The organism is Desulforhopalus sp. IMCC35007, assembly GCF_005116575.1.
In the GTDB taxonomy this organism is placed as follows: Bacteria; Desulfobacterota; Desulfobulbia; order Desulfobulbales; family Desulfocapsaceae; genus Desulforhopalus_A.
The window spans coordinates 1-255 of sequence record NZ_SWCN01000106.1; the positions used below are offsets into that span (position 1 = coordinate 1).

The following is a 255-nucleotide window of genomic DNA, read 5'->3' on the forward strand; positions in this document are numbered from 1 at the left end:
TTGCGAGGTACGAGCACAAAGCTTGACCTTGACACCCCGACTATTCACTGCTACCGATGCTCAAAAGTTATGCGGCCTTAGGGAGCACCTGTGCGATTGCCCAGGAAAATCCTGCAATTTCTCTGGCGATTGCTGTTTTTGCAACATTTGATTTTTTCCCCTTGGCTGTTAAATACTGATAACGGGTGCACAGTCGGCACTGAGCTTTCCATGAAATATCAATTACTTCTTTAGGCAATCTATCTTGCCGCTTAC

Annotated in this window: 1 pseudogene; it reads right to left on the reverse strand. The window is 45.9% G+C overall.

The features are described 5' to 3' along the window. Nucleotides 1-67 precede the first annotated feature (67 nt). Nucleotides 68-255: pseudogene (locus FCL48_RS24800) on the reverse strand (IS110 family transposase); the annotation flags it as partial.